At 68.8% G+C, this 24,983-nt stretch carries 26 protein-coding genes; 13 read left to right on the top strand and 13 right to left on the bottom strand.

Annotated elements, in window-relative coordinates:
* Positions 1-26 precede the first annotated feature (26 nt).
* Entirely contained in the window at positions 27-278 is a 252-nt protein-coding gene (gene secG / locus EEJ31_RS03670; protein WP_123044943.1) for a preprotein translocase subunit SecG, read from the top strand.
* 62 nt (positions 279-340) lie between these two features.
* Positions 341-709 carry an RNA polymerase-binding protein RbpA gene (locus EEJ31_RS03665; RefSeq protein ID WP_123044942.1) on the top strand — a complete coding sequence of 123 codons (369 nt, stop codon included), beginning with the start codon at positions 341-343 and terminating at the stop codon, positions 707-709.
* Between the two features lie 67 nt (positions 710-776).
* On the opposite strand, the gene pgl is transcribed toward EEJ31_RS03665, so the two are convergent.
* The 6 genes from pgl to tkt are packed head-to-tail and all read right to left on the bottom strand — an operon-like array spanning position 777 to position 8,914.
* Positions 777-1,547, bottom strand: a complete 771-nt coding sequence (gene pgl, locus EEJ31_RS03660; protein ID WP_123044941.1) for a 6-phosphogluconolactonase — start codon at positions 1,545-1,547, stop codon at positions 777-779.
* Positions 1,544-2,488: a glucose-6-phosphate dehydrogenase assembly protein OpcA gene (locus EEJ31_RS03655; RefSeq protein ID WP_123044940.1), complete on the bottom strand. Its 945-nt coding sequence runs from the start codon at positions 2,486-2,488 to the stop codon at positions 1,544-1,546. The genes pgl and EEJ31_RS03655 overlap by 4 nt, the downstream gene beginning before the upstream one ends.
* The gene (gene zwf / locus EEJ31_RS03650; RefSeq protein WP_123044939.1) at positions 2,485-4,026 is read right to left on the bottom strand and encodes a glucose-6-phosphate dehydrogenase; all 1,542 of its coding nucleotides are present in this window, start codon (positions 4,024-4,026) and stop codon (positions 2,485-2,487) included. The genes EEJ31_RS03655 and zwf overlap by 4 nt, the downstream gene beginning before the upstream one ends.
* A gap of 40 nt (positions 4,027-4,066) precedes the next feature.
* Positions 4,067-5,671 carry a glucose-6-phosphate isomerase gene (locus EEJ31_RS03645; protein WP_123044938.1) on the bottom strand — a complete coding sequence of 535 codons (1,605 nt, stop codon included), beginning with the start codon at positions 5,669-5,671 and terminating at the stop codon, positions 4,067-4,069.
* The gene (gene tal / locus EEJ31_RS03640; protein WP_123044937.1) at positions 5,668-6,795 is read right to left on the bottom strand and encodes a transaldolase; all 1,128 of its coding nucleotides are present in this window, start codon (positions 6,793-6,795) and stop codon (positions 5,668-5,670) included. The genes EEJ31_RS03645 and tal overlap by 4 nt, the downstream gene beginning before the upstream one ends.
* Positions 6,796-6,820: 25 nt before the next feature.
* Positions 6,821-8,914, bottom strand: a complete 2,094-nt coding sequence (gene tkt / locus EEJ31_RS03635; RefSeq protein ID WP_123044936.1) for a transketolase — start codon at positions 8,912-8,914, stop codon at positions 6,821-6,823.
* A 257-nt stretch (positions 8,915-9,171) separates the two neighbouring features.
* Here tkt and EEJ31_RS03630 point away from each other — a divergent pair, with 257 nt between their 5' ends.
* Positions 9,172-10,107, top strand: coding sequence for a heme o synthase (locus EEJ31_RS03630; RefSeq protein ID WP_123044935.1), 936 nt, complete (start codon positions 9,172-9,174; stop codon positions 10,105-10,107).
* A 219-nt stretch (positions 10,108-10,326) separates the two neighbouring features.
* Here the strand turns inward: EEJ31_RS03630 and EEJ31_RS03625 are convergent, their stop codons facing one another.
* The gene (locus EEJ31_RS03625) at positions 10,327-11,271 is read right to left on the bottom strand and encodes a COX15/CtaA family protein (protein WP_199727261.1); all 945 of its coding nucleotides are present in this window, start codon (positions 11,269-11,271) and stop codon (positions 10,327-10,329) included.
* Positions 11,272-11,547: 276 nt separating this feature from the next.
* Between EEJ31_RS03625 and sufB the strand changes: the two genes are divergently transcribed.
* The 6 genes from sufB (at position 11,548) to EEJ31_RS03595 (ending at position 17,328) form a co-directional block, all read left to right on the top strand.
* Positions 11,548-12,966: a Fe-S cluster assembly protein SufB gene (sufB, locus tag EEJ31_RS03620; RefSeq protein WP_123044934.1), complete on the top strand. Its 1,419-nt coding sequence runs from the start codon at positions 11,548-11,550 to the stop codon at positions 12,964-12,966.
* Entirely contained in the window at positions 12,967-14,151 is a 1,185-nt protein-coding gene (sufD, locus tag EEJ31_RS03615; protein ID WP_407643194.1) for a Fe-S cluster assembly protein SufD, read from the top strand.
* A 2-nt stretch (positions 14,152-14,153) separates the two neighbouring features.
* Positions 14,154-14,480, top strand: coding sequence for a non-heme iron oxygenase ferredoxin subunit (locus EEJ31_RS03610; RefSeq protein WP_123044932.1), 327 nt, complete (start codon positions 14,154-14,156; stop codon positions 14,478-14,480).
* A 38-nt stretch (positions 14,481-14,518) separates the two neighbouring features.
* Positions 14,519-15,283, top strand: coding sequence for a Fe-S cluster assembly ATPase SufC (gene sufC / locus EEJ31_RS03605; protein WP_123044931.1), 765 nt, complete (start codon positions 14,519-14,521; stop codon positions 15,281-15,283).
* A gap of 4 nt (positions 15,284-15,287) precedes the next feature.
* Positions 15,288-15,617, top strand: a complete 330-nt coding sequence (locus EEJ31_RS03600) for a metal-sulfur cluster assembly factor (protein WP_123044930.1) — start codon at positions 15,288-15,290, stop codon at positions 15,615-15,617.
* Between the two features lie 112 nt (positions 15,618-15,729).
* Positions 15,730-17,328, top strand: a complete 1,599-nt coding sequence (locus EEJ31_RS03595; RefSeq protein WP_123044929.1) for an ABC-F family ATP-binding cassette domain-containing protein — start codon at positions 15,730-15,732, stop codon at positions 17,326-17,328.
* Between the two features lie 46 nt (positions 17,329-17,374).
* Here the strand turns inward: EEJ31_RS03595 and EEJ31_RS03590 are convergent, their stop codons facing one another.
* From EEJ31_RS03590 to EEJ31_RS03580, 3 genes are read right to left on the bottom strand one after another with little or no spacing between them, the layout of a single operon-like run.
* Positions 17,375-18,214: an SURF1 family cytochrome oxidase biogenesis protein gene (locus EEJ31_RS03590; RefSeq protein ID WP_123044928.1), complete on the bottom strand. Its 840-nt coding sequence runs from the start codon at positions 18,212-18,214 to the stop codon at positions 17,375-17,377.
* Positions 18,211-18,429, bottom strand: a complete 219-nt coding sequence (locus EEJ31_RS03585) for a hypothetical protein (RefSeq protein ID WP_123044927.1) — start codon at positions 18,427-18,429, stop codon at positions 18,211-18,213. The genes EEJ31_RS03590 and EEJ31_RS03585 overlap by 4 nt, the downstream gene beginning before the upstream one ends.
* Positions 18,426-18,770 (bottom strand): DUF3099 domain-containing protein, encoded by a 345-nt coding sequence (locus tag EEJ31_RS03580; RefSeq protein WP_123044926.1) that lies wholly within the window; start codon positions 18,768-18,770, stop codon positions 18,426-18,428. The genes EEJ31_RS03585 and EEJ31_RS03580 overlap by 4 nt, the downstream gene beginning before the upstream one ends.
* 89 nt (positions 18,771-18,859) lie before the next feature.
* On the opposite strand from EEJ31_RS03580, the gene EEJ31_RS03575 reads away from it, so the two are divergent.
* Positions 18,860-19,570 carry a beta-ketoacyl-ACP reductase gene (locus tag EEJ31_RS03575; RefSeq protein ID WP_123044925.1) on the top strand — a complete coding sequence of 237 codons (711 nt, stop codon included), beginning with the start codon at positions 18,860-18,862 and terminating at the stop codon, positions 19,568-19,570.
* Between the two features lie 8 nt (positions 19,571-19,578).
* Here the strand turns inward: EEJ31_RS03575 and serB are convergent, their stop codons facing one another.
* Together serB and EEJ31_RS14070 are read right to left on the bottom strand one after the other, a co-directional pair.
* Positions 19,579-20,226 (bottom strand): phosphoserine phosphatase SerB, encoded by a 648-nt coding sequence (serB, locus tag EEJ31_RS14075; protein ID WP_233563711.1) that lies wholly within the window; start codon positions 20,224-20,226, stop codon positions 19,579-19,581.
* Positions 20,223-21,464 carry a glucose-1-phosphate adenylyltransferase gene (locus EEJ31_RS14070; protein ID WP_123044923.1) on the bottom strand — a complete coding sequence of 414 codons (1,242 nt, stop codon included), beginning with the start codon at positions 21,462-21,464 and terminating at the stop codon, positions 20,223-20,225. Before EEJ31_RS14070 ends, serB begins: the two co-directional genes overlap by 4 nt.
* A gap of 100 nt (positions 21,465-21,564) precedes the next feature.
* On the opposite strand from EEJ31_RS14070, the gene glgA reads away from it, so the two are divergent.
* The 3 genes from glgA (at position 21,565) to EEJ31_RS03550 (ending at position 23,950) form a co-directional block, all read left to right on the top strand.
* A complete protein-coding gene (gene glgA, locus EEJ31_RS03560; RefSeq protein WP_123044922.1) occupies positions 21,565-22,773 on the top strand; it encodes a glycogen synthase in 1,209 nt (402 codons plus the stop codon).
* A gap of 13 nt (positions 22,774-22,786) precedes the next feature.
* Positions 22,787-23,569 carry an ABC transporter ATP-binding protein gene (locus EEJ31_RS03555; RefSeq protein ID WP_123044921.1) on the top strand — a complete coding sequence of 261 codons (783 nt, stop codon included), beginning with the start codon at positions 22,787-22,789 and terminating at the stop codon, positions 23,567-23,569.
* A 129-nt stretch (positions 23,570-23,698) separates the two neighbouring features.
* Positions 23,699-23,950: a type B 50S ribosomal protein L31 gene (locus tag EEJ31_RS03550; protein WP_123044920.1), complete on the top strand. Its 252-nt coding sequence runs from the start codon at positions 23,699-23,701 to the stop codon at positions 23,948-23,950.
* A gap of 346 nt (positions 23,951-24,296) precedes the next feature.
* On the opposite strand, the gene EEJ31_RS03545 is transcribed toward EEJ31_RS03550, so the two are convergent.
* The gene (locus EEJ31_RS03545) at positions 24,297-24,983 is read right to left on the bottom strand and encodes a 3'-5' exonuclease (protein ID WP_123044919.1); all 687 of its coding nucleotides are present in this window, start codon (positions 24,981-24,983) and stop codon (positions 24,297-24,299) included.

The raw sequence follows: 24,983 nt of genomic DNA, 5'->3' as shown, positions 1-24,983 counted from the left end.
GCCCACCACACTGTGAAAGGTTCCTCGTGGAGATTCTCCAGGTAGTGATGCAGGTGATGCTCGGCATCACGAGCCTCCTCCTCACCATGCTCATCCTGCTGCACAAGGGCCGCGGTGGCGGCCTGTCCGACATGTTCGGCGGCGGCGTCACGTCCAACCTCGGCGCATCCGGTGTGGCCGAGCGCAACCTGAACCGCATCACCGTCATCCTGGCGTTGCTCTGGCTCGCGTGCATCGTCGTTCTCGGCCTGATCACCAAGTTCGAGACCGGCGCATAGCCCACGACTTTCACAGGCGAACGGTCGACCTGACCGTTCCCCGGTTCTAACGGAGGAACACAATGGCATCTGGTGGCAGTGCGATCCGCGGGTCACGCGTCGGAGCAGGACCCATGGGCGAACAGGACCGCGGCTTCCACGCGGACCGGGTGAAGGTGTCCTACTGGGACGCCCTCGGCAACGAGACCATCCGGTACTTCGCGGCCAACCTCCCCGAGGAGGAGATCCCCGACGTCATCGACAGCCCGCAGTCGGGGCTGCCGGCCGGGCGGGACAAGGAGAACCCGCCGTCGGTGGCGAAGCTCGAGCCGTACAAGACGCACCTCGCGTACGTGAAGGAACGTCGCACCGACGAAGAGGCGGAGGCGCTCCTCGAGGAGGCCCTCCAGCAGCTGCGCATCCGCCGCGGCAAGCTCACCGCCACGAACTAGGCATCCACGCCGAAACGGCCTGGCCGCATCCCTTCGGGAGCGGCCAGGCCGTTTCGCGTTCGTGGGCTCAGTAGCTGGGCGCGATCAGGTTCTCGGGCACCTCGGCGGCCGCCTCACGGTCGACGAAGAAGACCGTGCGCCGGCGGCCCTTGATGCCGGCGACCGGCACCTCGTCGCGGCTGGCGCCGGCCAGGGCGAGCCCGAGTGCCGACGCCTTGTCCGGTCCGGCGAGCACCAGCCACACGCGCTCTGACGAGTTGATCACGGGGCGGGTCAGGCTGAGTCGCTCGGGCGGGGGCTTGGGCGAGTTGGTCACGGCGAGCACGTTCGCGCCGTCCTCGCTCGTGGACGGGTTCGCCGGGAACAGCGAGGCGATGTGCCCGTCCGCGCCGACGCCGAGAAAGGTGATGTCGAACCGGGGGAGCGGCTGCCCGAACGGCGCGGCCTCGGCGATCTCCTCCGAGTACCGGGCCGCCGCTGCCTGCAGGTCGATGCCCTCGTCGGAGGCGGCGAACGGGTGGATGTTTTCGGCCGGCACCGCGATGTGGTCGAGCAGCGCGTCCCGGGCCTGGCGTTCGTTGCGCTCCGGGTCGTCCTTGGGCACCCAGCGTTCGTCGCCCCACCAGAAGTGCACGCGCGACCAGTCGACCATGTCGCGGGCGGGCGACTCCCGGATCGCCTCGAGCACCGACGTTCCGACGGTTCCGCCGGTCAGGACCACGGTGGCCGCGTCCTGTTCGTCGAGGATGTCGACCGTCTTGGTGATGAACCGGGCGGCGACGGCACCGGCGAGAGTCTGCTTGTCGGCGTGGACGAGGACGCGTCGTTCGTTCGTCACGATTGGACCACCTTCTCATCGAGGAGCGGAAGTCCACGTTCGAGGACCTCACCGTACAGCTTGTCAGGATCGAGCCTGCGAAGCTCGTCGGCCAGGCAGTCCCGCAGGCTGCGGCGCTTGAGGGTGAGATTCTGGGTCGGCTGGCCCGGCTGGCTGAGCGTCGCCACGTCGGGGATATTGCGCTCCAGCGAGATCACGCCCGACGGCCGGGTGAGATGCACGCCGTGGATCCCGTGGGCCAGCGGCCCCGTGGTGAGCTCGTAGTCGACGGGCACCTCGAGTGCCATCTGCAGCCACGCGGCGAGCAGCGTGGTCGACGGGGAGTCGGCCGCGCCGGAGACCTGGATGCCCGTGACGCTCTCGTACGGCGGTTGGTCGAGCACGGCGGCGAGCTGCGCCCGCCAGAGCGAGAGGCGGGTCCAGGCGAAGTCGGTGTCGCCGGGTCGGTAGCTGCCTTGCAGGCGGTGCAACGCGGCCTGCGGGTCGGGCTGCGCCGACGCATCCGTCACGCGCCGAGACGCCAGTCGGCCGATGGGGGAGTCGGCGGGCACGTCGGGCGCGAGCTCCGGCCACCACGCGACGACCGGCGCATCCGAGAGGAGGAGGCCCGTGACGAGGCTCTCCGGGTCTGACGCGGCGGCCCCGTAGGCGCGCAGCACGATCACCTCGCTGGCGCCGGCGTCGCCGCCGACGCGGATCTCGGCGTCGAGCTTAGCGTCGCATTCCGTGTCGCCGGGATCGGTGGAGACGACGATGACACGCATCGGGTGCTCACGGGACGCGTCGTTGGCCGCTTCGATCGCCTCCTCCTCGCGCCCCAGCTGGGAGACGATCACGAGGGTCAGCACGCGACCGAGGGCGACGGCGCCGCCCTCCTCGCGGATGCGCACCAACTCGCGGGAGATCTTCGCCGTCGTGGTGTTGGGCAGGTCAACGATCATGGGCGTCTCCAATTCCGGCCGTCGCGTTCGAGGAGGGCGTCGGCGGACGCCGGCCCCCACGACCCGGGGCTGTATTGCTCGGGCTGTCCCTGCGTCGCCCAGAATTTCTCGATCGGGTCGAGGATCTTCCAGGACAGCTCGACTTCCTCGTGCCGCGGGAACAGGGGCGGGTCGCCGAGGAGTACGTCGAGGATGAGCCGTTCGTACGCCTCGGGGCTGGCCTCGGTGAAGGCGTGGCCGTAGCCGAAGTCCATCGTGACGTCGCGCACCTGCATGCCGGCGCCCGGCACCTTGGAGCCGAATCGGAGGGTGACCCCCTCGTCGGGCTGCACGCGGATGACGAGGGCGTTCTGCCCGAGCTGCTGCATACTGCGCCCGTTGAACAGCGACTGCGGTGCGCGCTTGAAGACGACGGCGATCTCGGTGACCCGCCGGGCCAGGCGCTTGCCGGCGCGGAGGTAGAAGGGAACGCCGGCCCACCTGCGCGTCTCCACCGTGAGCCGCAGCGCCGCGTAGGTCTCGGTGACGGACTCGGGGCTCATCCCCTCCTCCTCCAGGAAGCCCACGACCTTCTCGCCGCCCTGCCAGCCGCCGGCGTACTGTCCGCGGGCGGTGCCGGTGGCGAGGTCGTCGGGCAACCGCACGGCCGCCAGCACCTTCTCCTTCTCGCTCCGCAGCGCCGCCGCGTTGAACGAGATCGGCTCCTCCATCGCCGTGAGGGCGAGCAGCTGCAGCAGGTGGTTCTGGATCACGTCGCGGGCCGCGCCGATGCCGTCGTAGTAGCCGGCCCGGCCGCCCACACCGATGTCCTCGGCCATGGTGATCTGCACGTGGTCGACGTAGTTCGAGTTCCACAGCGGCTCGAACATCTCATTGGCGAAACGCATCGCCAGGATGTTCTGCACCGTCTCCTTGCCCAGGTAGTGGTCGATGCGGAACACGGAGTCGGCCGGGAACACCGACTCGACGACGTCGTTGAGTTCCCGCGCCGTCTCCAGGTTGCTGCCGAAGGGCTTCTCGATGACGACCCGGCGCCACTGACCGGCCTTCTGCTCCGCGAGCCCCGACCGACGCAGCTGCTCGGTCACCACCGGGAACGCCTTCGGCGGGATCGAGAGGTAGAACGCGTGGTTGCCCATCGTGCCCCTCTCGCGGTCCAGCGCGTCGATGGTCTCCTTGAGCGTTTCGAACGCGGCGTCGTCGTCGAAGGACCCCGGCACGAAACGGATGCCCTCGGCCAGCTGGGCCCACACGTCCTCGTGGAACGGCGTGCGGCAGTGCTCCTTGACGGCGTCGTACACGACCTGCATGAAGTCCTGGTCGTCCCAGTCGCGCCGCGCGAAGCCGACCAGCGCGAAGCCCGGCGGCAGCAGGCCCCGGTTCGAGAGGTCGTAGACGGCGGGCATCAGCTTCTTGCGCGACAGGTCGCCCGTGACGCCGAAGATGACGAGGCTGGACGGGCCTGCGATGCGGTTCAGCCGGTAGTCGGACGGAGATCGCAGCGGATTGAATTCCGGGGTGACAGGCACCGGGGACATGCAGCTCCTTTGTGTGGGAACGTCGGTGTGCGGGAACGCCCTAGCGAAGGGCGGCGAACAGGGCGTCGACGTCCCGGTCGGGGTCGGTCAGCGTCAGGGTCAGGACGGGGCGGCCGTGCTCGGCGAGCACGCTTGCGTCGCCGCTGGCCTGGGCCTGGACCAGCTCACCGAAAGTGAACGGGCGGCCGGGAATGTCGAGGTCCTCGGCGGGTGTCGCCAGGATCTGCAGGAACACACCCGTCGCCGGTCCGCCCTTGTGGTACTGCCCGGTGGAATGCAGGAACCGGGGACCCCAGCCGAAGGTGACCGGGCGCTTGGCCCGCTCGGCGAGCAGGTCGCGCACCCCCGCCAGCTGCGGCAGGGCCAGGCGATCCACGTAGGCCTGTACGGCGAGGTAGCCGTCGGGTCCGAGTTCCTCCAGCAGGGCGTCGACAGCGGATGCGAGGTCGCTGGCTGCGCCGATGACGTGCGGCGTGCCGCGCACCTCGATGCCGTCCGACACGAAGGCGGCGGGCTCCGGCTCCGGACGCTCGTCGAGCAGGCCACGCGTGGCCGTCTTCGCCGACTCGACGTCGGGCTGGTCGAACGGGTTGATCTGCAGCAGACGCCCGGCGACGGCGATGGCGTACTCCCACACCAGGAACTGTGCGCCGAGGGCGCCGCTGACACAGATGTCGTCGGTGCCGTCGTTCCGGAAGACGTCGCTTCCGGCGTCGTCGACGATGCGGGCCACCTGCAAGTCGGGGAGGTTCTCGGACAGCTCCGGCGCATCCGTGCCGAGAACGACGGGGAGGATGCCGGTGCCGAGTTTGCCGGTCGATTCGGCGATCAGCTGCTCCGCCCAGTCGGGGAATCCCACGATGGGGGTGCCGTCGGCCACCAGGGCGAGCTTGTCGCGCCGCGGCGAGGTCGCCGAGATGGCGGCAGCCAGGATGAGCGCCGGGTTGTCGTCGGAGTCGGAACCGAGTGCCTCGGTCACTGATTGCGCGTCGTCGAGGAGGCCCGCGACGTCGACGCCGGCGAGCCCGGACGGCACGAGACCGAACGCCGTGAGCGCCGAGTACCGGCCGCCCACGTTCGGGTCGGCGTTGAAGACCCGGTAGCCGGCTTCCCGGGCCGCCGTGTCGAGCGGCGAGCCCGGGTCGGTGACGACGACGATGCGGCCGGTGGGGTCGATGCCGGCGTCGCTGAAGGCACGGCGGAACACCCGCAGCTGGCTGTCGGTCTCGGTCGTCGAGCCCGACTTCGACGACACCACGAGCGCGGTGGACGCCAGCCGGTCGTTCAGGGCGGCGAGCACCTGGCCCGGCGCGGTCGCGTCGAGGACGGTCAGCTCCACGCCCGCGGTCTGGGTGATGACCTCCGGTGCCAGCGAGGAGCCGCCCATGCCGGCCAGCGCGATGTGGTCCACGCCGGCCTGGCGCAGTTCGTCGCGCAGCGCGGTGATCTCGTCGACGAGGGGCCGGGAGATCGCGACGGCGTCGGTCCAGCCGAGTCGCTTCGCGGATTCGGACTGGGCGTCGGGACCCCAGAGGTCGGCGTTCTGGCCGTGGATGCCGGAGGCGACCTTGTCGCTCACCAGACCCGGCACGGCGGCGCGCACGGCATCCGCCGACGCGCCGCTGACGGAGATCCGCACGCTCATCGTGCGGCCTTGGCTCCGGCGCCCTCGAGGGCGGCGGTGACCGTGTCGAGCAGCTCGTTCCAGGAGACGATGAACTTGGACACGCCCTCCTCCTCGAGCTGCTGGGTGACCTCGTCGTAGGAGATGCCCTGCGCGGCGATGGCGTCGAGCAGCTTGTTGGACTCGTCGTAGGTGCCCGCGATGGAGTTCTGTGGGATCTCGCCGTGGTCGAGGGTGGCCAGCATCGTCTTCTCCGGCATCGTGTTCACGATCTCCGGTGCGACGAGCTCGGTCACGTACAGCGTGTCGGGGAGGCTCGGGTCCTTGACGCCGGTCGAGGCCCACAGCGGGCGCTGCTTGTTGGCGCCGGCCGCGAGGAGGTTCTTCGCCCGTTCGGTGGCGAAGGCCTGCTCGTAGACCTGGTAGGCGAGGCGGGCGTTGGCGATGCCGGCCTTGCTCTTGAGCGCCAGCGCCTCCTCCGTGCCGATGGCCGTCAGGCGCTTGTCGATCTCGGTGTCGACGCGTGACACGAAGAACGAGGCGACCGACTGGATGGTGGACAGGTCGATCCCGGCCGCCTTGGCCTTCTCGAGCCCGGCGAGGTAGGCGTTGATGACCTCGCGGTGGCGCTCGAGGCTGAAGATCAGCGTCACGTTGACGCTGATGCCGGCGGCGATGGTCTCGGTGATCGCGGTGAGGCCGGCGATGGTCGCCGGGATCTTGATCATCGCGTTCGGACGGTCGACCTTGGCCCACAGCTGCTTGGCCTGCGCCACGGTGCCCTCGGCGTCGTTCGCGAGTCCCGGCTCCACCTCGATGGAGACGCGGCCGTCGACACCGTTCGTGGCGTCGTACACGGGGCGGAACATGTCGCTCGCGGTGGCGACGTCGTGCGTGGTGATCTCGAAGACTGCCGTGTGCACGTCGGCGCCCGAGGTGGCGAGCTCGCTCACCTGGTCGGCGTACGACTCGCCCTTGCTGAGGGCCGTGGCGAAGATGGTCGGGTTGGTGGTGACGCCCACGACGTTCTTGCTGTCGATGAGTTCCTGCAGCCCACCGGAGACGATGCGCTGGCGGGACAGGTCGTCGAGCCAGATGCTGACGCCGGCAGCGGAAAGCTGGGCGAGGGGAGTGTTCTCGGTCATTTTCGGTCTCCTATTCGTGCTGCCGTTACTGGGCAGCGAGCGTTTCCTTGGCGGCGGCGACGACGTGCTCGGTGGTGAAGCCGAACTCGCGGAACAGCGTCTTGTAGTCGGCGGACGCGCCGAAGTGCTCGATCGAGACGCTGCGGCCGCGGTCGCCGACGTAGGAACGCCAGGTGAGTGCGATGCCGGCTTCGACCGACACGCGGGCGGTGACGGATGCCGGGAGCACCGATTCGCGGTACTCGTCGGACTGCTCCTGGAACCACTCGAGGCTCGGTGCGGACACCACGCGGGCGTTGATGCCCTCGCTCTTCAGCTCGTCGCGGGCGCCGAGGGCGAGTTGCACCTCGGAACCGGTGGCGATGATGATGACGTCTGGCGTGCCGTTCGGTGCCTCGGCCAGGACGTAGGCGCCCTTGACGGTGTTCTTCGCCGATGCGAGCGTGTCGCCGGAGGCATCGCCCTCGCCGCGTTCGAAGACGGGGATGTTCTGGCGGGTGAGCGCGATACCGGCGGGGCCGTTACGGCGCTCCAGCAGGGCCTTCCAGGCCCATGCCACCTCGTTGGCGTCACCGGGGCGCACCACGTCGAGTCCGGGGATCGCGCGGAGCGAGGCGAGCTGTTCGATCGGCTGGTGGGTCGGGCCGTCTTCGCCGAGGGCGATCGAGTCGTGGGTCCAGACGAAGATCGACGGCGCCTTCATCAGTGCGGCGAGGCGCACGGCGGGACGCTGGTAGTCGCTGAAGATGAGGAACGTGCCGCCGTAGGGGCGGGTGTTGCCGTGCAGCACGATGCCGTTGAGGATCGCCGCCATGGCGTGCTCGCGGATGCCGAAGTGCAGCACACGACCGTACCTGTTGCCGGTCCATTCCTTCGTGGAGCGCTCGGCCGGGATGAACGAGGCCGCGTCGGCGATGGTGGTGTTGTTCGACTCGGCGAGGTCGGCGGAACCGCCCCACAGTTCGGGGATCACCGGGGCGAGGGCGTTCAGCACCTTGCCGGAGGCGGCGCGGGTCGAGACGTCCTTGCCGGGTTCGAAGACGGGCAGGGCCTCGTCCACCCCATCGGGCAGGTCGCCCGAGAGGATGCGGTCGAGCAGCTGCTTCTTCTCGGGGTTGGCGTCGGCCCAGGCTGCGAGCTGCTCGCTCCAGTCGGCGTGCTGCTTCGCACCGCGCTCGACCGCCTCGCGGGTGTGGCTGATGACCTCGTCGGAGACCTCGAAGGTCTTCTCCGGGTCGAAGCCGAGGACTTCCTTGACGGCCGCGAGCTCCTCGCCGCCGAGGGCGGAGCCGTGCACCTTCCCGGTGTTCTGCTTCTTCGGTGCCGGCCAGCCGATGATGGTCTTCAGGACGATGAGCGACGGCTTGTCGGTGACGGACTTGGCCTTCTCGATGGCGTCGAACAGCTCCTGCACGTCTTCGACGTACTCACCGGTCTTCTTCCAGTCGACCGTCTGCACGTGCCAGTGGTACGCCTCATAGCGCTTGGCGACATCCTCGGTGAACGCGACGTCGGTGTCGTCCTCGATCGAGATCTCGTTGCTGTCGTAGATCGCGATGAGGTTGCCGAGCTGCTGCACGCCGGCGAGCGAGGACGCCTCGCTCGTGATGCCCTCCTCCATGTCGCCGTCGCTGGCGATGGTGTAGATGAAGTGGTCGAACGGGCTCTGTCCCTCGGGCGCCTCGGGGTCGAAAAGGCCTCGCTCGTAGCGGGCCGCATAGGCGAAACCGACGGCGGAGGAGAGTCCCTGCCCGAGCGGGCCGGTCGTGATCTCGATGCCGTCGGTGTGGCCGTACTCGGGGTGGCCGGGCGTCTTGGAGCCCCAGGTGCGGAGCGCCTTCAGGTCGTCGAGCTCGAGGCCGTATCCGCCGAAGTAGAGCTGGACGTACTGGGTCAGCGAGGTGTGGCCGGGGGAGAGGATGAAGCGGTCGCGGCCGATCCAGGCGTTGTCGGATGGGTCGCGCCTCATCACCTTCTGGAACAGGAGGTAGGCAGCCGGGGCCAAGCTCATGGCGGTGCCGGGATGACCGTTGCCCACCTTCTCCACGGCGTCTGCCGCGAGAATGCGGGCGGTGTCCACAGCCCTGTCGTCAATCGAATCCCACTGCAAAGCTGCCACTAGATCTTGACCCTTCTTACGAATAGAAAGAGGGCAGGCTGTCTCAACCCGCGCCCCATGAGGTGTAGCGCGCCCGTAGACATCTTCGGCGTCCCAGTGCTGTCGGCTGGTCCGGCGAGGAACCGCCGCATCAATCACAGTGACTGGCGAGCAATTCCCAGTATAGGCGTGGTAAGGATTTCCCGCCGGTATCGCGCCCGGGCCCGGCGGTGCTCCGGTGAACTAGAATCGCTCGGGAGATGAGCGTTAGAGGAGCAATGGACGTTGCCGTAGAACCGACCGTGGCGAGCAGGAGCCGGAGTCTCTCAACGACCGTCAAGGCGTACATCGCGTTGACGAAGCCGCGGGTCATCGAACTGCTGCTCGTGGTGACGGCGCCGACCATGGTGCTCGCCGAGGGCGGCATCCCGAGCCTGTGGCTCATGCTCGCGACCCTCGTGGGCGGCGCGCTGAGCGCCGGCTCGGCGGGCGCATTCAACTGCTACCTCGACCGCGACATCGACCGTGTCATGAAGCGCACCGAGAACCGCCCCCTCGTGACGGGCGAGCTCACCGACCGGCAGGCGCTGGTGTTCGCCTGGGTGCTCGGCGCGGCATCCATCGCCTGGTTGTGGGTATTCACCAACTGGCTCGCCGCCGTGCTGTCCCTGGCAGCGATTGTGCTGTACGTGGTGCTGTACACGATGATCCTCAAGCGCCGCACCGCGCAGAACATCGTCTGGGGCGGGGTGGCCGGGTGCATGCCGGTGCTGATCGGATGGGCGGCCGTCACCGGCGACCTCTCCTGGCCGCCGTTCATTCTCTTCGCGATCATCTTCCTCTGGACGCCCCCGCACTACTGGCCGCTGTCGATGAAGTACCGCGGCGACTACCAGGCGGCGGGCGTGCCCATGCTTTCCGTGGTGCGCGGACGCGCGCAGGTGGGGCTGCAGGTGATCCTGTACGCCTGGGCGACGGTGGCGTGCTCGCTGCTCCTGGTTCCGGTGGCGGGAATGGGGCTCACCTACGCCTTCGTCGCTCTCGTCGTCGGCGCCTGGTTCATCTACGAGACGCACCGGCTGTACAACCTCGCGATCCGGCACGAGCACGTGTCACCGATGCGGGTGTTCCACGGCTCGATCGCGTACCTGTCACTGGTCTTCCTCGCCGTGGGCATCGACCCGCTGCTGCCGACCGGCATCACCTGGCTCTAGGTCGGCGGTTCAGCCCCTGGCTCACCGACGGCGCGGGTACGGGCGCGTTCCTTCGCGTTCCTTCGCTGAATTGCGGAGAACGCGCCTTTTCGCGGGCTCGTTCCGTGGCGATCCGTCGCTGACGTGCGGAGAAACCACCTTCGCGCAGCCCGGGCGAAGGCGCATTTGTCCGCGACTCAGCGAACGCGAGGAGCCCAGAGGCAGCGAGGGCGCGGCTGCTCAGCGAAGCGCGGCCTGCGCGCGGAGGGGCCGCGGCTCCGCGACGAGGGCCGGTTGGCGCAGGTTCAGCAGCACGGCGGTCGTGGCCGCGGCCAGCGCCGCCGCGAGCACCATGTGCAGCCCGACCAGGAACGGGGGCAGGCCCGTGTTCGCCTGCAGCAGTCCCACTCCGATCTGCATGAGCTCGATCACCAGGAGCAGCGTCGCCCAGCCGGCGGCCGGAAGGCGGCGGCGAAGCGCGAACGCGACCAGCAGCACGGTCAGCACGAAGGTCGCGTAGGCGGGCCAGCTGTGCACGTGCTGCAGCAGCTCCGAGTCGAGTCCGTTGCGGGGCGCGTGGGCGTCACCCGCGTGCGGACCGGAGCCGGTGGTGATGATGCCGACGAGGATCGTCACGGCGGCGAAGAACGCCGTGGCCCCGGCGAGCACCGCGTACCAGCGGGGAACGGCGAGGGCCCGGGCTCCCGGTGTGGTCGACACCCGGTGCACGAACGCGGCGCAGAGCGTCACCAGCACCACCGAGATCACGAAGTGGAGGCCGACCACGTAGGGGTTCAGGCCTGTCCACACGCTGATGCCTCCGATCAGTGCCTGGGCGGGGATGCCGAAGCCGGCCAGCAGGGTCAGCCAGAACAGGTCGCGGCGGGCGCGGCGGAGTCGCAGGATCGCGACGAACGCGAGGATCGCGACGAGTCCGAGGATGACGGCCAGCAGCCGGTTGCCGAACTCGATGATGCCGTGCACGCCCATCTCCGGCGTGTTCACGAGAGAGTCTGCCGTGCAGGTGGGCCAGGTCGGGCAGCCGAGCCCGGAGCCCGTGAGGCGCACCAGTCCTCCCGTGCCGACGAGCAGGATCTGCGCCGCCAGGTACACCCAGGCGATCACGCGCAGCCGTCGGTCGACCCGATCGGGTATCCACGAGAAGATCTGCTTCACGCTTCCCATCACTTTCCTGTCGCACACCGGCGCTCACCCGGTCGGAACCCGCCCGGGTGTGAATCCACCGAGCATGCTTTATTCATTGCCGACATAACCAGTAGAATTAGGTGTTTCACATGCACCGCACGTCGCATCACGAGTCGGTGCGGCATGGTCCGTGAACATCTTAGGTACGCAACGTAGCCGCCCACACAATCCGTTCCCTGTGATTGCCCTCCAACGGGCATGCCCGGGAATGACCGGACTGATATCCGGGTTGTTGTGGGTGGGAAAGAGGTAATTATGTCGGACGTTTTGCTTGATCGGCCGGAACTGAACAGTCTGGGCGTATACGAATTCGGCTGGGCCGACTCCGACGTCGCGGGGGCCTCGGCCAGGCGCGGCATCTCACCGGAAGTGGTCGCAGACATCTCCCGGCTGAAGAAGGAACCGGAGTGGATGCTGAAGCGCCGACTCAAGGCCCTGCAACTGTTCGAGCGCAAGCCCATGCCGACCTGGGGCGCCGACCTGTCCGAGATCGACTTCGACAACATCAAGTACTTCGTGCGCTCCACCGAGAAGCAGGCGCAGACCTGGGACGACCTCCCCGAGGACATCAAGAACACCTACGAGAAGCTCGGCATCCCCGAGGCGGAGCGCTCCCGCCTGGTGGCCGGCGTCACCGCCCAGTACGAGTCCGAGGTGGTCTACCACCAGATCCGCGAGGACCTCGAGGCCCAGGGCGTCATCTTCACCGACACCGACACGGCGCTGCGCGAACACCCCGAGTTCTTCGAGGAGTACTTCGGCACCGTCATCCCGAGCGGCGACAACAAGTTCGCGGCCCTGAACACGGCCGCCTGGTCAGGCGGCTCCTTCGTCTACGTGCCGCCGGGTGTGCACGTCGAGATCCCGCTGCAGGCGTACTTCCGCATCAACACCGAGAACATGGGCCAGTTCGAGCGCACGCTGATCATCGCCGACGAGGGCAGCTACGTGCACTACATCGAAGGCTGCACCGCCCCCATCTACAAGTCCGACTCCCTGCACTCCGCCGTGGTCGAGATCGTCGTGAAGAAGAACGCCCGCGTGCGCTACACGACCATCCAGAACTGGTCGAACAACGTCTACAACCTGGTCACGAAGCGCGCCACGGCCGCCGAGGGCGCCACCATGGAGTGGGTCGACGGCAACATCGGCTCGAAGGTCACCATGAAGTACCCGTCGATCTACCTGATGGGCGAGCACGCCAAGGGCGAAACGCTCTCAGTCGCGTTCGCGGGCCCCGGCCAGCACCAGGACGCCGGCGCGAAGATGGTGCACATGGCGCCGTACACCCAGTCGTCGATCGTGTCGAAGTCGATCGCCCGCGGCGGCGGCCGTTCCGGCTACCGCGGTGAGGTGCGGGTGGATGCCAGCGCGCACCACTCCGCCAACACCGTGCGCTGCGACGCGCTCCTGGTGGACACCCAGTCGCGCTCCGACACCTACCCGGCCATCGACATCCGCGTCGACGACGTGCAGCTCGGCCACGAGGCCACCGTCTCCCGCGTCAGCGAGGAGCAGCTGTTCTACCTGATGAGCCGCGGACTGCCCGAAGACGAAGCCATGGCCATGATCGTGCGCGGCTTCATCGAACCCATCGCCCGGGAGCTCCCCATGGAGTACGCCCTGGAACTGAACAAGCTCATCGAGATGGGCATGGAAGGATCGGTCGGCTAGATGACTGCCGTAACCACAGCAATGCCCACGGCAGAACAGCACGGAATCAAGGCGCACTCCGACGGCCCGATCGTCCCGGTGCAGACGCGCTCGGAGCGGTTCAAGAGCTACGACGTGACCGACTTCGCGCCGGTCACCGGCCGGGAGGCCGAGTGGCGCTTCTCGCCCGTCAGCCGACTGACCGACCTGACCGGCGCGCCGCTCGACGGCTCCCCGTACGCCGTCCAGGCAACGGATGCCGCTGACATCAGCGTGGAGTGGGTCGGCCGCGACGACGCCCGCATCGGCACCGCGGGCTTCCCCGAGGAACGCGCGTCGGCGAACGCCTGGACAGGATTCGAGAAGGCACTGGCCATCACCGTCGCCGGCGAGGGGCGCAGGGAACTGACCGTCGTGCGCTCCGGGCTCGGTTCGGCCCCGCGTGCCGCGCACACCATCATCGAGGCGAAGCCGTTCAGCAACGCCGTCGTCATCCTGCAGAGCACCGGCGACGCCCGGCTGAGCGAGAACGTCGAGATCATCGTCGGTGAGTCGGCGAACCTCACCGTCGTGTCGCTCCAGGAGTGGGACGACACCGCGGTGCACCTGGCCAGCCACTTCGCATCCATCGGCCGCGACGCCAAGCTCAAGCACGTCGTCGTCTCCCTCGGCGGCGGCATCGTCAGGGTGAACCCCTCGGTGCACCTCGCCGGCGCCGGCTCCGACATCGAAGCGCTCGGCCTCTATTTCGCCGACGCCGGGCAGCACCTCGAGCAGCAGGTGTACATCAACCACGACGCTCCCCACAGCCGCAGCCGGGTCACCTACAAGGGCGCCCTGCAGGGCGAGGGTGCCCGCACCGTGTGGATCGGCGACGTGCTCATCGGGCGGGCCGCGACCGGCACCGACAGCTACGAGCAGAACCGCAACCTGGTGCTCACCGAGGGCACGCGCGCCGACTCGGTGCCGAACCTCGAGATCGAGACCGGCGACATCCAGGGAGCCGGCCACGCCAGCGCCACCGGGCGGTTCGACGACGAGCAGTTGTTCTACCTGCAGGCGCGCGGCATCCCGGAGGGCGAGGCACGCCGCCTGGTCGTGCGCGGCTTCCTCGCGGAGATCGTGCAGCAGATCGGCTCGCCTGCGCTCGAAGAGCGGCTGCACCAGGCGATCGAGGACGAACTGCGCGGAACGGAAGGCGAATAACGATGGCGGCAGTGAAAGTATGCGGCGTGGACGACCTCGAGGCCGACCAGCCGGTGAAGGTCGACATCGACGGCGTCGCGATCGCCCTGGTCAAAGACTCCGCCGGTGACATCTTCGCCATCGGCGACACCTGCACGCACGGCGACATCTCCCTCTCGGAGGGCTTCGTCGAGGACGACAGTCTGGAGTGCTGGGCCCACGGCTCGAAGTTCTCGCTCCGCACCGGTCGCCCGCTCTCCCTTCCCGCCTACGAGCCGGTCCCGGTCTACCAGGTCGAGCTCAAAGACGGCGACGTCTACATCGACCCCTCCGTGACCGTCGCCGTTTAGCGCGCGTCCAGAAACGTCAGAAAGCGAAATCGAAATTCATGTCTGTTCTTGAGATCAAAGACCTGCACGTCACCGTGGAGACCGACCAGGGCATCAAGCCGATCCTGCGCGGCGTCGACCTGACGATCAACGAAGGGGAGATCCACGCGATCATGGGCCCCAACGGCTCCGGCAAGTCGACGCTGGCCTACACGATCGCCGGTCACCCGAAGTACACCGTCACGGGCGGCACCATCACGCTCGACGGCGAAGACGTGCTGGCGATGACCGTCGACGAGCGCGCGCGGGCGGGTCTGTTCCTCGCTATGCAGTACCCGGTGGAGATCCCGGGTGTGAGCGTGAGCAACTTCCTCCGCACCGCGAAGACCGCCATCGCCGGCGAGGCACCCGCCATCCGCGGCTGGATCAAGGAGGTCCGCGACTCCATGTCGAACCTCCGCATGGACAAGAGCTTCGCCGAGCGCAACGTCAACGAGGGGTTCTCCGGTGGCGAGAAGAAGCGCACTGAGATCCTGCAGCTCGAGCTGCTGAAGCCCCGGTTCGCGGTCCTCGACGAGACCGACTCCGGCCTCGACGTCGACGCGCTCAAGATCGTGTCCGAGGGCGTCAACCGCGCCAAGGCCACCACCGGCCTCGGCGTGCTCCTCATCACGCACTACACGCGCATCCTCCGCTACATCCGGCCCGACTTCGTTCACGTCTTCGTGGCCGGCCGGATCGCCGAGCAGGGCGGTCCCGAACTCGCCGACCGGCTCGAAGACGAGGGCTACGATCGCTATGTCGACACCGCGAACGTAGAATAAGACCATGGTTTCCACGCTCAGCCCTGCGCGCTACGACGAGATCGAAGAAGCGCTCAAAGACGTCATGGACCCCGAGCTCGGCGTCAACGTCGTCGACCTCGGGCTCATCTACGACCTCGGCTGGGACGACGAGAACGACGCCCTGATCATCCACATGACCCTGACATCCGCCGGCTGCCCGCTCACCGACGTGCTGGAGGAGCAGACGGCCGAAGCCCTCGACGGGGTCGTGGAGCAGTTCCGCATCAACTGGGTGTGGATGCCGCCGTGGGGTCCCGAGAAGATCACCGATGACGGGCGCGAGATGATGCGGGCCCTCGGCTTCGCCATCTGACCTGCGTCCCCGTCGCCCGTGGCCCACCGGCCACGGGCGACTCGCGTGCTGCCCCCGATTCACCCATGATCACGCCTGATCAACCCCCAACCCCCGGAACGGACCATTCGCTGTGCTGAGTGTGCAAGACCTCGAGATCCGCGTCGGAGCTCGCGTGCTCATGGAGGGCGTCAACTTCCGGGTCTCCGACGGTGACAAGATCGGCCTCGTCGGCCGCAACGGCGCGGGCAAGACCACGCTGACCAAGACGCTCGCGGGGGAGACCCTGCCCACGAACGGCACCATCGACCGGTCCGGCCAGATCGGCTACCTTCCACAGGACCCGCGCTCGGGCGACCCGGAGATGCTCGCGCGCACGCGCATCCTCGACGCCCGCGGGCTCGGCAGCATCGCCCTCGGCATGCAGGAGTCGAGCCTCGCCATGGCCAGCACGGATGCCGCCGTGAGCGCAGCCGCCATGAAGAAGTACGGCGCCCTCACCGACCAGTTCAACGCGCTCGGGGGCTACGCCGCCGAAGCGGAGGCGGCATCCATCGCCAGCAACCTGAGCCTGCCCGACCGGATCCTCGACCAGCCGTTGAAGACGCTCTCCGGCGGCCAGAGGCGCCGCATCGAGCTGGCGCGGATCCTCTTCTCCGACGCCGGCACCATGATCCTCGACGAGCCCACCAACCACCTCGACGCCGACTCGGTGATCTGGCTGCGTGAGTTCATCAAGAGTTACCGCGGCGGATGCATCATCATCAGCCACGACGTCGAGCTCGTCGGCGAGGCGGTCAACCGTGTGTTCTACCTGGACGCCAACCGCATGGTGATCGACATCTACAACATGAACTGGAAGAACTACCAGCGCCAGCGCGCGGCCGACGAGGAACGCCGCCGCAAGGAGCGGTCGAACGCCGAGAAGAAGGCCAGCACCCTCCAGCTGCAGGCCGCGCGCTTCGGCGCGAAGGCCAGCAAGGCGGCCGCGGCGCACCAGATGGTTGCCCGCGCCGAGAAGCTGCTCTCCGGCCTCGAAGAGGTGCGCGCCGTCGACCGGGTTGCGAAGTTGCGGTTCCCGGAGCCCGCGCCCTGCGGCCGCACGCCGCTCATGGCGAGCGACCTGTCCAAGAGCTACGGATCGCTGGAGATCTTCACGGCCGTCGACCTGGCGATCGACCGCGGCTCCAAGGTCGTCGTCCTCGGACTGAACGGTGCCGGCAAGACGACACTGCTGCGGATGCTGGCCGGCGTCGACGAGCCGGACACCGGGCAGGTCGAACCGGGCCACGGGCTCCGCATCGGCTACTACGCCCAGGAGCACGAGACGATCGATGTCAAGCGCAGCGTGCTGCAGAACATGGTGTCGTCGTCGCCGAACCTCACCGAGACCGAGGCCCGCCGGGTGCTCGGATCCTTCCTGTTCACCGGCGACGACGCCCACAAGCCCGCCGGCGTGCTCTCGGGCGGGGAGAAGACCCGCCTGGCGCTGGCCATGATCGTCGTCTCCGGCGCCAACGTGCTGCTCCTCGACGAGCCGACGAACAACCTTGACCCCGCGAGCCGCGACGAGATCCTCGACGCGCTGGCGAACTACAGCGGCGCGGTCGTGCTCGTCAGCCACGACGAGGGCGCGGTCGAGGCGCTGAACCCCGAACGCGTCCTGATCCTCCCCGACGGTGTCGAGGACCACTGGAACCCGGACTACCTCGAGCTGATCACGCTCGCCTGAGACTGGTGCACGGGGCGCGCGACGCCAGCGGATGCGCCTGCGCGCGTCAGCGGTGGCCCAGCAGCTCGTCTTCCACCTCGGCGTCGCTCCGCGGCTTGGCGGCCTTCCGGCGCGCCCGCTCGGCGGCACGCTCACGCTCCTCCGGATCGTCGGCGTTGCGGCTGCGGAATTCCTGCCGGGCGGCCCAGATGAGCCCGGCGAAGCCGAGCACGCCGAACGTGAACCACTGGAACGCGTAGGACAGGTGCGGTCCCTCATCGGGGATCGGCTTGGTGACGGCGACGGGACGCTGCGCCGGCGCCGGGTCCTCCGTGGCGAGGAGCCCGTAGGCGCCCGTGTAGGTGGGCGCGTCGACGCGGCCCTCGATCTCGGGCAGGTGAATGGTGGCGATCTGGTGGCCGCTCGCGCTCCGGCCGGCGATCGTCGGCTCGCCCGCCTTCAGCCGGGCGGTCACCGTGACCGGTCCCGCGGGCGCCTCGGGCACGACGTCCGGAGCGTCCTGCCGCTGGCCGGTGGGCAGCCATCCGCGGTCGACGACGAAGACCGTTCCGTCGTCCAGCTGCAGGGGCACCAGCTCCTCGAAGCCCGGGTTGCCGTTCAGCGGGCGGTTTCGCACCAACATCGTGTGGTCGGTGAGGTAGGTGCCCGAGACGGTGACCCGCAGCCACTTCTGCGACTCATCGAACGCGCCCAGGCTCGGCAGAGCCTGCGCGATCGGCACGGGCTCGCTGTCGAAGTTCTGCTGCACGAGGGCGATCTCGGCAAGCGCCTGCCCGCGGCGGTCCAGCTGCCACATGCCGAGGCCCGCGCACACCACCGCGAAGAGGATGGTGAGTGCGAGGTAGCCCGCCCACTGCCGGGAGAACAGGAACCGCCAGCCGATCACGCCTGCTGCTCCTCGGTGTAGGCGGACACCGTCAGCGGGAAATCGCGTGCGGCGAGGAAGTCCTGCAGGAAACCGACATGGTCCTCGCACGCCAGCCAGGTCTTCACGCGCTCCTCCGTGTGCAGCTTGGGGTTCCGCCAGTCCAGCCGCCAGGTGGCGCGCTCACTGCACCCGGCACGCGAGCAGGTCGCGTGGGCAAGGTCGCCGCCGATCACCGCGGTTGGTCCTCGGGCGTGCCCGGCGCATCCGCGGCCCGTGCGGCGGGATGCGGCGTCTCCGGTTGGTAGGGCGGACCCTCCGGCCGGTACACCTCCACGCCACCGGGACGCACGACCCGCGCCCCGCGCGGGTCGGAGTGCACGTTTGCGACCACGACCGCGAAGTAGGGCAGCAGGATCGCGCCTGCGGCGCACACGACAAGCCACCAGCCGTGCACGAAGAGCATCGCCACGATGCACAGCACACGCACGCCCATCGCGATCGAGTACTTGATCATGCGACGGCGTCGCTCCTCCTCGGGGGAGAGGGGGAGGGAAGTGATGGACTGTTGCTTCATCTTCGGCTAACGCTCGGCGGGACCGGGTTCGGTCCTCATCCAAGCCTACGTCCCCGGGGGCGGCGATGAGCACGCCCTAAGCTGGGAGGATGAGCACACCCAGGACGGTCCTTGTCACCGGCGGCAACCGCGGAATCGGTTTCGCCATCGCGGAGGAGTTCGTGGCGCAGGGCCACCGCGTGGCCGTCACGGCGCGCTCGGGCAACGGCCCCGAGGGAACGCTCACGGTGAAGGCCGACGTGACGGACGCGGCATCCGTCGACGCCGCGTTCGCCGAGGTCGAAGCGGCCCTCGGCCCGGTCGAGGTCGTCGTCGCCAACGCGGGCATCACCCGCGACACCCTCATGATGCGCATGTCGGAGGACGACTTCACGTCGGTCATCGACACCAACCTCACCGGCGCGTTCCGTGTCGTCAAGCGCGCGTCCAAGGGGATGCTCAAGGCCCGTTTCGGCCGCATCGTTCTGATCTCGAGCGTCGTCGGCCTCTACGGCTCGGCCGGCCAGGTCAACTACTCGGCCTCCAAGAGCGGCCTCGTGGGCCTCGCCCGCTCCGTGACGCGTGAACTCGGCGCCCGCGGGATCACCGCCAACGTCGTCGCCCCCGGTTTCATCGAGACGGACATGACGGCCGAGCTCCCGGAAGCGCAGCAGGCGGAGTACAAGAAGAACATCCCCGCCGGCCGGTTCGCCAGCCCCGCCGAGGTGGCGAAGGCCGTGGCGTGGCTCTCCGGTGATGACGCGGGCTACATCTCCGGCGCCGTCATTCCCGTCGACGGCGGCCTGGGAATGGGCCACTAGGCGGCAGGTCAGCCGCGGAGGCCGAGCACCGGGAGCAGCTGGCTGAGATCGGCGACGTCGACGATCACGTCGGCCTCCTCGCGCACCCGCGGCTTGGCGTTGAACGCGACAGCGAGCCCGGCGACGCCCATCATCTGCAGGTCGTTCGCACCGTCGCCGACGGCGATCGTCTGCGCGGCGTCCACGCCGAGCGCAGCGGCCCACTCCTGAAGGGCCGCCGCCTTCGCAGCGGCGTCGATGACGGGCCCGAGCAGCCCGCCGGTGAGCACGCCGTCCTCGACCTCGAGCCGGTTGGCGCGCCAGTGGTCGAGGCCGAGGTCGGCCGCCAGCGGATCGAGCAACTCGTGGAAGCCGCCGGACACGACGCCCACCCGGCTTCCGTGAGCGTGCAGGCCCGCGATGAGCTCGCGCACACCGTCGGTGGGGCGGATGCGGCGCCCCACGTCGGCAAAGACCGTGTCGGGGAGCCCCGCCAAGGTCTTCACCCGCGCCCGGAGGCTCTCGGCGAAGTCGAGTTCCCCGCGCATGGCGCGCTCGGTGACCTCGGCCACCTCGGGACCGGAACCTGCGACGTCGGCGAGAAGCTCGATGACTTCGTCCTGGATGAGCGTTGAGTCGGCGTCGAGGACGACGAGGAAGCGAGTGGCCGGGTTCACGGGCGAACGGTCACTCCTTTGGCCACCACGGTGATGCCGGAATCGGTCACGCTGAATCCACGCGCGAGGTCGCGCTCCCTGTCGACGCCCACCGCGGCGCCGGCCTCGACGACGACGTCCTTGTCGAGGATCGTCCGCTGCACCACCGCGCCGGGCTTCAGGTGCACCCGGTCGAAGATGATGGAGTCGACGACCGTCGAACCGGACTCGATGGACGCCCACGGGCCGAGGACGCTGCGTTCGATGTGCCCGCCGGAGATGACGCAGCCGAGCGACACGATCGAGTCGATCATGGTGCCGAGGCGCCCCTTCGCGTCGCGCACGAACTTCGCCGGCGGCGAGTTGAGCTGCCGGCTGAAGATGGGCCATTCCTGGTTGTACAGGTTGAAGACCGGCAGCGCCGAGATCAGGTCCTGGTGCGCCTCGAAGAAGGAGTCGATGGTCCCCACGTCGCGCCAGTAGTAGCGGTCGCGGTCGGTGGAGCCGGGTACCTCGTTGCGCTTGAGGTCGTACACGCCCGCCTCGCCCCGGTTCACGAAATAAGGGATGATGTCGCCGCCCATGTCGTGGTTGGAGTCGGTGCGTTCCCCGTCGGCGCGGACCGCCTCGATGAGCGCGTCGGCGTCGAACACGTAATTTCCCATGGAGGCGAGGATCTCGTCGGGGGAGTCGGCGAGGCCGGTGGTGTGCTTGGGCTGATCAAGAAACCGGCTGATGCGGTCGGGCGCCTTCGGGTCGACCTCGATCACGCCGAACTGGTCGGCGAGGCCGATCGGCTGCCGGATCGCCGCGACGGTGGCGGGCGCACCGGATGCGACGTGCGCGTCGATCATCTGGCTGAAGTCCATGCGGTACACGTGGTCGGCACCGACGACGACGACGATGTCGGGCTTCTCGTCGTGGATGAGGTTGAGGCTCTGCAGGATGGCGTCGGCCGACCCCGAGAACCAGCGCTTGCCGAGACGCTGCTGCGCCGGCACGGAGGCGATATAGGCGTTCAGCAGCCCGGAGACGTGCCACGTCTGCGACACGTGGCGGTCGAGGCTGTGCGACTTGTACTGCGTCAACACGACGATCTGCCCGAGGCCGGAGTTGGTGAGGTTGGAGAGGGCGAAATCGATCAGGCGGTAGTGGCCGCCGAACGGCACCGCCGGCTTCGCACGGTCCTCGGTCAGCGGCATCAGCCGTTTCCCCTCGCCGCCGGCCAGAACGATGCCGAAGATCTTCGTGGACTTCATGTCTTTACAGTAGGGCCACCCCGGGGCGGCGGCCAGCTTTGCGGCGGCGAAAGACGCCGGATCCGCTGTGCAGGGGGTGCTCCTGCGCTAGCTTGGCTGCATGCGAGTGGATCTGTTGACCAAGGAGTACCCGCCGGAGATCTACGGCGGCGCGGGTGTGCACGCGGCCGAGCTGGTGAAGGCCCTCCGCGCCGACATCGAGGTGCAGGTGCGCTGCTTCGGCACCGCGCGCGACGAGCCCGACACGACGGCCTACCGCGTGCCCGCCGAACTCGCCGACGCCAACGGCGCGCTCGCGACCCTCGGGGTCGACCTCCAGATCGCCCAGGACTGCGCCGGCGCCGACATCGTGCACTCGCACACCTGGTACGCGAACGGTGCCGGTCACCTCGCGAAGCTGCTCCACGGCATCCCGCACGTCGTCACCGCCCACAGCCTCGAGCCGCTGCGCCCGTGGAAGGCCGAGCAGCTCGGCGGCGGCTACCGGGTGTCCGGCTGGATCGAGAAGACCGCCTTCGAGGCGGCGGATGCCGTGATCGCCGTGAGCGACGGCATGCGCCGCGACATCCTCCGCAGCTACCCGGCGCTCGACCCCGAGCGGGTGCACGTCGTGTACAACGGCATCGACCTGGAGCGCTGGAAGCCCGTCCAGGACGCGGAGCTCGTGCGGTCCCTCGGCATCGACCCCGACCGGCCCTCGGTGGTCTTCGTCGGTCGCATCACCCGCCAGAAGGGCCTGCCGTACCTGATCCGGGCGGCCGCCCTGCTGCCGCCCGAGGTGCAGGTGGTGCTCTGCGCCGGCGCCCCGGACACCCCCGGCATCCTTGCCGAGGTGACCGCGGGGGTGCAGCAGCTGCAGCGCGAGCGGGACGGCGTCGTCTGGATCGAGCGACTGCTGCCGCACCATGAGCTCTCCGCCGTGCTCACCGCCGGCACCGTCTTCGTCTGCCCGTCGGTGTATGAGCCGCTCGGGATCGTGAACCTCGAGGCCATGGCCTGCGGGCTGCCGGTCGTCGGCACCGCCACCGGCGGCATCCCCGAGGTCGTCGTCGACGGTGAGACCGGCCGCCTCGTGCCGATCGACCAGGTCGACGACGGCACCGGCACGCCCACCGATCCCGACGTGTTCGTCGCAGACCTCGCGGCGGCGCTCTCGGAGGTGCTCTCCGACCCGGATCGCGCCCGGCAGATGGGCGAGGCCGGCCGACGGCGTGCGGAGGCGGAGTTCAGCTGGGACCAGATCGCCACGCGCACGCGGGAGATCTACGCCGCGCTGGCCGCCGCGTCGGGGAGCGCCGCAGCCGGATAGATAGCATTGCTGCATGGTCAATGTTCTGCAGCTCTCCGACGTGTCCGTCGTCCGAGGTGGCACCGCCATCCTCGGCTCCGCCACCTGGAGTGTCGACGACGACCAGCGGTGGGTGATCCTCGGCCCCAACGGAGCCGGGAAGACCACGACCCTGCAGATCGCCGCCGCGCTGCTCCACCCCACCAGCGGCACGGCCGAGGTGCTCGAAGAGCCCCTCGGCGGCACCGACCTGTTCGAGCTGCGGCCCCGCATCGGCTTCGCCTCCTCCGCGATGGCCCGCCGGGTTCCCCGCAACGAGAAGGTCGTCGACGTGGTCATGACGGCCGCCTATTCGGTGACCGGCCGGTGGAACGAGGAGTACGACGAGCTCGACGAACGTCGCGCGCAGCGTGTGCTGGGGGAGTGGAAGCTCGCCCACCTCGCCGACCGCACCTTCGGCACGCTGAGCGACGGCGAGCAGAAGCGCGTGCAGATCGCGCGAGCCGTCATGACCGATCCGGAGCTGCTGCTGCTCGACGAGCCGGCGTCGAGCCTCGACCTCGGCGCGCGCGAAGAACTCCTGCAACTGCTGAGCGGATACGCGAGCGCCGCCGACTCGCCCGCCATCATCATGGTCACGCACCACGTGGAGGAGATCCCGCGCGGATTCACCCACGTGCTGCTGCTGAAAGACGGTGGGATCGTCGCTGCCGGCCCGCTCGCCGAGGCGCTCAGCTCCGAGACGCTCAGCACCACGTTCGGCCTCGACATCGAGCTTGCCGAACGCGACGGCCGCTACACCGCCCGCGCCGTCTGACGACACGGCGGATGTCCGTGGCAGGGTCGGCTTTCTGGTAAACTCGTTAGCTGGCCCCACGGCCACTTTCGCTTTTTCGCCCGCGGCGGCGGAATCGAACCCATTTCGAAACGTAACAAGGAAGTCTTCATGAAGTCTGGCATTCACCCCGAGTACGCTCCCGTGGTCTTCCGCGACCTCGCGTCGGGTGCAACGTTCCTGACCCGTTCGACGGTCTCCAGCTCGAAGACCATCGAGTGGGAAGACGGCGCGACCTACCCGGTCATCGACGTCGAGATCTCGTCGGAGTCGCACCCGTTCTACACGGGCAAGCAGCGCATCATGGACTCCGCCGGCCGCGTCGAGAAGTTCAACTCGCGTTACAAGGGCTTCGGCAAATAACACGCCTCATCGAGAAAGGGCGATCCGCTTCGGCGGGTCGCCCTTTCTCGCGTCCGCCGGCCTGCACGGCCTGGGCGCAGCCCCCAGCAGAGCCGGTCGCGAAAACAGGAGCGCGCGACCGCAGAGACCCGATCGCTCCTGTTTTCGCTCACGGGAAGCCAATTCGTCCTGTTCTCGCGACGGGAGACGCGCCTGCAGCGGCCGAGGACACGACAGAGCGGATGCCGGGGCCGGCGGCTTCGGGACGAGGGTGGGCGCCGTCAGGGTCGTGGCAGGGTGGTGGCAGGGACGTGGCAAGGCCGCGTCAGGGTCGTGGCAGGGCGGCGTCAGGGACGACACCCGGGCGTCAGCGCTCGGGCCAGCCACCGTGCGCGACGAACTCGGGGTCGCGCACCCGGCGCATGTACTCCTGGAAGCTCTCCGCCTGCTGCCGGCACCACTCCACCTGCAGGGCGTGCAGCTGGTCGACCGCGGTGGGCAGCACGCCCGCGTGCCGGCGCGCGATGGCCTGCGCGACCCGGCCGGCCGCGATCGCGTCGGCGCCGGAGTCATGCGCCCCGTCGAGCGTGACGCCGTACTCGGCGCACGCCGCCTCCAGGGTGCGCTTGCCCTTGCGGTACCGGTCGACGGCTTTGTCGATGACGAGCGGGTCGATCACGGGTGAGGGGCCGGCCAGCGGGGGAATGCCGTGCCGCATCGACTCCCGGTTGAGCAGCGTGAGGTCGTACGGCGCGTTGTACGCGACCAGGGGGATGCCGCGGCCGAGGTGGCCCCGGACCGCCGCCACGATCTCGGCTACACCCTCGAGCGGCGCGCATCCGTTGGCGGTGGCGTGATCGGTGCTGATGCCGTGCACCCGGGTCGCCTCCACGGGGATCTCGATGCCGGGATTGACCAGCCAGTCCAGGCGCTCCAGGACCGTGCCGTCGGCGTCGAGCACGGCGACGGTGGCCGTGACGATGCGGCACGCCTCCACGTCGATGCCGGTCGTTTCAAGGTCGAAAACCGCGAGGGTGTCACTCCAGCTGCTCAT

The organism is Cryobacterium tepidiphilum, assembly GCF_003716325.1.
Classification (GTDB): Bacteria; Actinomycetota; Actinomycetes; order Actinomycetales; family Microbacteriaceae; genus Cryobacterium; species Cryobacterium tepidiphilum.
This window is presented reverse-complemented; position numbering and strand designations above follow the sequence as displayed.

What these genes read in the sequence shown, in the direction of transcription:
- glgA (WP_123044922.1), top strand. Translation starts at nt 21,565, where the DNA reads ATGCGAGTGGATCTGTTGACCAAGGAGTACCCGCCGGAGATCTACGGC.
- EEJ31_RS14070 (WP_123044923.1), bottom strand. Translation starts at nt 21,464, where the DNA reads ATGAAGTCCACGAAGATCTTCGGCATCGTTCTGGCCGGCGGCGAGGGG.
- zwf (WP_123044939.1), bottom strand. Translation starts at nt 4,026, where the DNA reads ATGTCCCCGGTGCCTGTCACCCCGGAATTCAATCCGCTGCGATCTCCG.
- EEJ31_RS03665 (WP_123044942.1), top strand. Translation starts at nt 341, where the DNA reads ATGGCATCTGGTGGCAGTGCGATCCGCGGGTCACGCGTCGGAGCAGGA.
- EEJ31_RS03550 (WP_123044920.1), top strand. Translation starts at nt 23,699, where the DNA reads ATGAAGTCTGGCATTCACCCCGAGTACGCTCCCGTGGTCTTCCGCGAC.
- EEJ31_RS03600 (WP_123044930.1), top strand. Translation starts at nt 15,288, where the DNA reads ATGGTTTCCACGCTCAGCCCTGCGCGCTACGACGAGATCGAAGAAGCG.
- EEJ31_RS03630 (WP_123044935.1), top strand. Translation starts at nt 9,172, where the DNA reads ATGGACGTTGCCGTAGAACCGACCGTGGCGAGCAGGAGCCGGAGTCTC.
- sufC (WP_123044931.1), top strand. Translation starts at nt 14,519, where the DNA reads ATGTCTGTTCTTGAGATCAAAGACCTGCACGTCACCGTGGAGACCGAC.
- EEJ31_RS03610 (WP_123044932.1), top strand. Translation starts at nt 14,154, where the DNA reads ATGGCGGCAGTGAAAGTATGCGGCGTGGACGACCTCGAGGCCGACCAG.
- EEJ31_RS03645 (WP_123044938.1), bottom strand. Translation starts at nt 5,671, where the DNA reads ATGAGCGTGCGGATCTCCGTCAGCGGCGCGTCGGCGGATGCCGTGCGC.
- EEJ31_RS03575 (WP_123044925.1), top strand. Translation starts at nt 18,860, where the DNA reads ATGAGCACACCCAGGACGGTCCTTGTCACCGGCGGCAACCGCGGAATC.
- EEJ31_RS03555 (WP_123044921.1), top strand. Translation starts at nt 22,787, where the DNA reads ATGGTCAATGTTCTGCAGCTCTCCGACGTGTCCGTCGTCCGAGGTGGC.
- sufD (WP_407643194.1), top strand. Translation starts at nt 12,967, where the DNA reads ATGACTGCCGTAACCACAGCAATGCCCACGGCAGAACAGCACGGAATC.
- EEJ31_RS03545 (WP_123044919.1), bottom strand. Translation starts at nt 24,983, where the DNA reads ATGAGCAGCTGGAGTGACACCCTCGCGGTTTTCGACCTTGAAACGACC.
- EEJ31_RS03655 (WP_123044940.1), bottom strand. Translation starts at nt 2,488, where the DNA reads ATGATCGTTGACCTGCCCAACACCACGACGGCGAAGATCTCCCGCGAG.
- sufB (WP_123044934.1), top strand. Translation starts at nt 11,548, where the DNA reads ATGTCGGACGTTTTGCTTGATCGGCCGGAACTGAACAGTCTGGGCGTA.
- EEJ31_RS03625 (WP_199727261.1), bottom strand. Translation starts at nt 11,271, where the DNA reads ATGGGAAGCGTGAAGCAGATCTTCTCGTGGATACCCGATCGGGTCGAC.
- EEJ31_RS03580 (WP_123044926.1), bottom strand. Translation starts at nt 18,770, where the DNA reads ATGAAGCAACAGTCCATCACTTCCCTCCCCCTCTCCCCCGAGGAGGAG.
- tal (WP_123044937.1), bottom strand. Translation starts at nt 6,795, where the DNA reads ATGACCGAGAACACTCCCCTCGCCCAGCTTTCCGCTGCCGGCGTCAGC.